This is a genomic window from Mizugakiibacter sp., from assembly GCF_039680435.1.
Taxonomy (GTDB): Bacteria; Pseudomonadota; Gammaproteobacteria; order Xanthomonadales; family Rhodanobacteraceae; genus Mizugakiibacter.
The window spans coordinates 1-4,464 of record NZ_JBDKSX010000134.1; the positions used below are offsets into that span (position 1 = coordinate 1).

Annotated in this window: 4 protein-coding genes; 1 reads left to right on the top strand and 3 read right to left on the bottom strand. The window is 69.9% G+C overall.

All coding sequences use genetic code 11. From position 1 onward, the window contains the following. Window positions 1-1,873, top strand: a 1,873-nt coding sequence (locus ABFC67_RS14310; RefSeq protein WP_346738704.1) for a M3 family metallopeptidase, incomplete at its 5' end; no start/stop codon positions are given. Window positions 1,874-2,084: 211 nt separating this feature from the next. On the opposite strand, the gene ABFC67_RS14315 is transcribed toward ABFC67_RS14310, so the two are convergent. From ABFC67_RS14315 to ABFC67_RS14325, 3 genes are all read right to left on the bottom strand, one after another. Further along, window positions 2,085-3,449 carry a glutamate--cysteine ligase gene (locus tag ABFC67_RS14315; RefSeq protein WP_346738705.1) on the bottom strand — a complete coding sequence of 455 codons (1,365 nt, stop codon included), beginning with the start codon at window positions 3,447-3,449 and terminating at the stop codon, window positions 2,085-2,087. A gap of 84 nt (window positions 3,450-3,533) precedes the next feature. Continuing rightward, a complete protein-coding gene (gene yihA, locus ABFC67_RS14320) occupies window positions 3,534-4,148 on the bottom strand; it encodes a ribosome biogenesis GTP-binding protein YihA/YsxC (protein ID WP_346738706.1) in 615 nt (204 codons plus the stop codon). A 108-nt stretch (window positions 4,149-4,256) separates the two neighbouring features. Beyond that, a partial coding sequence (locus ABFC67_RS14325) for a hypothetical protein (protein WP_346738707.1) occupies window positions 4,257-4,464 on the bottom strand: 208 nt, incomplete at its 5' end.

Here is a 4,464-nt window from a genome sequence, read left to right on the forward strand (position 1 = left end):
GGCGATGGAGCGCTCCGGCACGCTGCTGACCCGCGTCGCCAAGGTGTTCTTCGCGATCACCCAGGCCAACACCAACGACACCCTGCAGAAGGTCGAGGAAGCCGAGGCGCCCAAGCTCGCCGCGCACCAGGACGCGATCTACCTCAACCCCAAGCTGTTCGCGCGCGTGCAGGCGATCTACGACCACCGCGACGGCCTGAAGCCCGACCAGAAGTTCCTGGTCGAACGCTACGAGCGCGACTTCGTGCACGCCGGCGCCAAGCTGTCGGAAGCCGACAAGCAGAAGCTGCGCGCGCTGAACCAGGAAGAGTCCAAGCTCAGCACCGAGTTCCAGAACCGCCTGCTGGCCGCGGCCAAGGCCGGCGCGCTGGTCGTGAGCGACAAGGCCGAACTGGCCGGCCTGTCCGACGGCGAGATCGCCGCCGCCGCCGAGGCGGCCAAGGCGCGCAAGCTTGACGGCAAGTGGGTGCTGCCGCTGCAGAACACCACCCAGCAGCCGGCGCAGGTCGAGCTGCAGGACCGCGCGGTGCGCGAGCGCCTGTTCAAGGCTTCCACCGAACGCGCCGAGCACGGCGACGCCAACGACACCCGCGCGATCATCCAGCGCCTCGCGCAACTGCGCGCGGAGAAGGCGAAGCTGATCGGCTTCCCCACCTACGCCGCCTACGCGCTCGACACGCAGATGGCGAAGACGCCGCAGAACGCCGAGAAGCTGATGACCGACATGGTCCCGGCGGTGATGGCCAAGGCGCAGGGCGAGGCGGACCGTATGCAGGCGCTGATCGACCAGCAGCAGGGCGGCTTCAAGCTGGCGCCGTGGGACTGGCAGTACTACGCCGAGCAGGTGCGCAAGGCCGAGTACGCGCTCGACGAATCGCAGATCAAGCCGTACTTCGAGCTCGACCGCGTGCTCAAGGACGGCGTGTTCTTCGCCGCCAACAAGATGTACGGGCTGACCTTCAAGGAGCGCCACGACATCCCGGTGTACCAGCCGGACGTGCGCGTGTTCCAGGTCTACGACAAGGACGGCAAGCCGCTGGCGCTGTTCTACGCCGACTACTTCAAGCGCGACAACAAGTCGGGCGGCGCGTGGATGGACAGCTTCGTCGACCAGTCCGGGCTGTTCGCCACCAGGCCGGTGGTGTTCAACGTCTGCAACTTCACCAAGCCGGCGCCGGGCCAGCCGGCGCTGCTCAGCTTCGACGACGTCACCACCATGTTCCACGAGTTCGGCCATGCGCTGCACGGCATGTTCTCGAACGTGCAGTACCCGACGCTGGCCGGCACCAACGTGCCGCGCGACTTCGTCGAGTTCCCCTCGCAGTTCAACGAGCACTGGGCGACCGAGCCCAGCGTGTTCGCCAACTACGCCAAGCACTACCAGACCGGCGCGCCGATGCCGCAGGCGCTGGTCGACAAGATCAAGAAGTCGCGCACCTTCAACCAGGGCTTCGCCACGCTCGAATACCTCGAGGCGGCGCTGCTCGACATGGCCTGGCACACGCTGCCGGCGGACGCGCCCCTGCAGGACGCCGACCGGTTCGAGGCCGATGCGCTGAAGCGCTTCGGCGTCGCCATGCCGGACGTGCCGCCGCGCTACCGCTCCAGCTACTTCGCGCACATCTGGGGCGGCGGCTACTCGGCCGGCTACTACGCCTACCTGTGGAGCGAAGTGCTGGACCACGACGCCTACTACTGGTTCCGCGAACACGGCGGCATGACCCGCGAGAACGGCCAGCGCTTCCGCGACATGGTGCTGTCGCGCGGCAGCACCGAGGACATGGCGGCGATGTACCGCGCCTTCCGCGGCCGCGACCCCAGCGTCGAGCCGCTGCTGGAGCAGCGCGGGCTGAAACCCGAAACCACCAAGTAAGCCTCGCCACCGGGCCCGCGCAACGCGGGCCCGGTCGTCATGGCGCGCGCGGACGCAACCGCAGCATGCGGTTCGCTGCGTTCACCGGATCCGGCTTGTTGCGCTCCCGACGGCCGTGAAACGGTGCGGGATGCGGTGAGGCATCGCTGAGCCGCCGCGGGCGGATGCGCATGCGTCGACCCGACGCGCCCCGCCGCATGCGGCGGGAAACTCAGTAGGCGAACTCGCAGAACGCCGGATCGACGCTGCCGTTCCAGCGGCCGTGGAACAGTTCGAGCTTGCGCTCGGCGGGGGTCTGGTTGGCCTTGGCGTACTCGATCAGCGGGTCGATGAAGTGGCTCTCGTCGGCGCCGCCGGGGCTGAGCCGCGCGCGGCGCTTGAGGCCGTGCGCGGCGATCTTCAGCGCTTCCTGCGCCAGGTCGCGCACCGTGCCGCCGCGGAACGGCAGCTTCAGCGCGTGCTTCGGCACGCCGTCGCGCAGCGCGTGGCGCTCCGCCATCGAGAAGTCCTTGACCAGGTCCCAGGCGGCATCCAGCGCGGCGCCGTCGTACAGCAGGCCGACCCAGAACGCGGGCAGCGCGCACAGGCGGTTCCACGGGCCGCCGTCGGCGCCGCGCATCTCCAGATAGCGCTTCAGGCGCACCTCGGGGAACGCGGTGGTCATGTGGTCGGACCAGTCGCGCAGGGTCGGCACCGCGCCGGGCAGCGCATCCAGCTTGCCGGCGAGGAAGTCGCGGAACGACTTGCCGGCGAGGTCGATGTAGCGGCCGTCGCGGTAGCTGAAGTACATCGGCACGTCGAGCAGGTAGTCGACGTAGCGCTCGAAGCCGAAGCCGTCCTCGAACACGAAATCGAGCATGCCGGTGCGGTCGGGGTCGGTGTCGGTCCAGACGTGCGAGCGGTAGGACAGGTAACCGTTCGGCTTGCCTTCGGTGAACGGCGAGTCGGCGAACAGCGCGGTGGCGATCGGCTGCAGCGCCAGGCCGACGCGGAATTTCTTCACCATGTCGGCTTCGTCGGCGAAGTCGAGGTTGACCTGCACCGTGCAGGTGCGCGTCATCATGTCCAGGCCGAGGTTGCCGCGCGTCGGCATGTAGCGGCGCATGATCGCGTAGCGGCCCTTCGGCATCCACGGCATCTCCTCGCGCTTCCACTTCGGCTGGAAGCCCATGCCGAGGAAGCCGACGCCGAGCTCGTCGGCGACCGTCTTCACCTCGTGCAGGTGGCTGCCGACCTCGCAACAGGTGTCGTGGATGGTTTCCAGCGGCGCGCCCGACAGTTCGAGCTGGCCGGCGGGTTCCAGCGTCACCGAGGCGTTGCCGCGGGTCAGCGCGATCAGGTGGCCGTCCTCCTCGACGCGCTCCCAGCCGAACCGCGTCAGCCCTTCGAGCATCGCGCGGATGCCGCGCGGACCGTCGTATTCGAGCGGGCGCAGGTCGTCGAAGCGGAAACCGAACTTCTCGTGCTCGGTGCCGATGCGCCACGCCTCGGGCGGCTTGCCGCCCTCGGCCATGTACTCGACCAACTGGCGCCGGTCGTGGACCGGCGTGGTGCTGACGGCGCTGGGGCTGGACACGTGGACGATCCTTCGATGGGAGCCGCGCGAACATGGGGGCACGCCGGCGGTTTGAAAGGGGGGGGCGCGCGCGGGGCGCGCCGCTCAACGCCGGTCGCGCTCCGTCTCGAACAGGCGCATCACGGCCGCGCGCGCGGCCTCGACGCCGGTGGCGTCGTGCGCGGAGAACGCCTGCGCGGCGGCGTCCCAGCCTTCCGCCGCGACCGTCTTCTCGAACGCGCGCAGCGCGGCCTGCACCTGCGCGCGCGAGAGCTTGTCGGCCTTGGTCAGCAGGCAATGGCAGGCGAGCCCGGTTTCCGCGCAGAACGCCAGCATCTGCCGGTCGAAGTCCTTGAGCGGATGGCGGATGTCGATGATCAGCACCAGGCCGCGCAGCGCGCGGCGGTGGTGCAGGTAGGCGTCGATCGCCTGGCGCCAGTGCTCGCGCAGCGCTTGCGGCACCTTGGCGTAGCCGTAGCCGGGCAGGTCGACCAGGCGGCGCCCGGGATCGAGCTCGAACACCACCATCTGCTGGGTGCGTCCGGGCGTCTTCGAGGTGCGCGCCAGCGCGCGCTGGCCGGTCAGCGCGTTCAGCGCGCTCGACTTGCCGGCGTTGGAACGGCCGGCGAAGGCGACCTCGGCGCCCGCATCGGGCGGCAGTTGCTCGGGGGTGTGGGCGGCGAGCACGAAGCGCGCGCCCTGCAGGGGATTCGGTGGCATCGGGACGCTCCGGGCCGATCCGCGTAGCCGCGCCGGCACTTCAAGGTTTGACCGGCCTCGGGGGCACGGGGATAATTCAACGGTTTCTGCCCGCGCCTGCGGGAACCTTCAGGATACGAGCGCGTTTTCGGGAGAGAAGTGTATGAGTTTTCGGCGCACCGTTGCCTTCGCCGTCACGCTCGCCTTCAGCGCGGCCGCCGCCGCGCAAGGCGCGGCGCAGCCGACCGCGGCGCCCGCGCCGGCCGCCAGCGCCGCCGCACCGGCCGCTGCTGCTGCCGTCGCCGCCGCGCCGCTGAAGCCGGGCGATGCCGCCGCC

Coding starts and splice junctions, on each gene's coding strand:
- yihA (WP_346738706.1), bottom strand. CDS start 4,148: ATGCCACCGAATCCCCTGCAGGGCGCGCGCTTCGTGCTCGCCGCCCAC.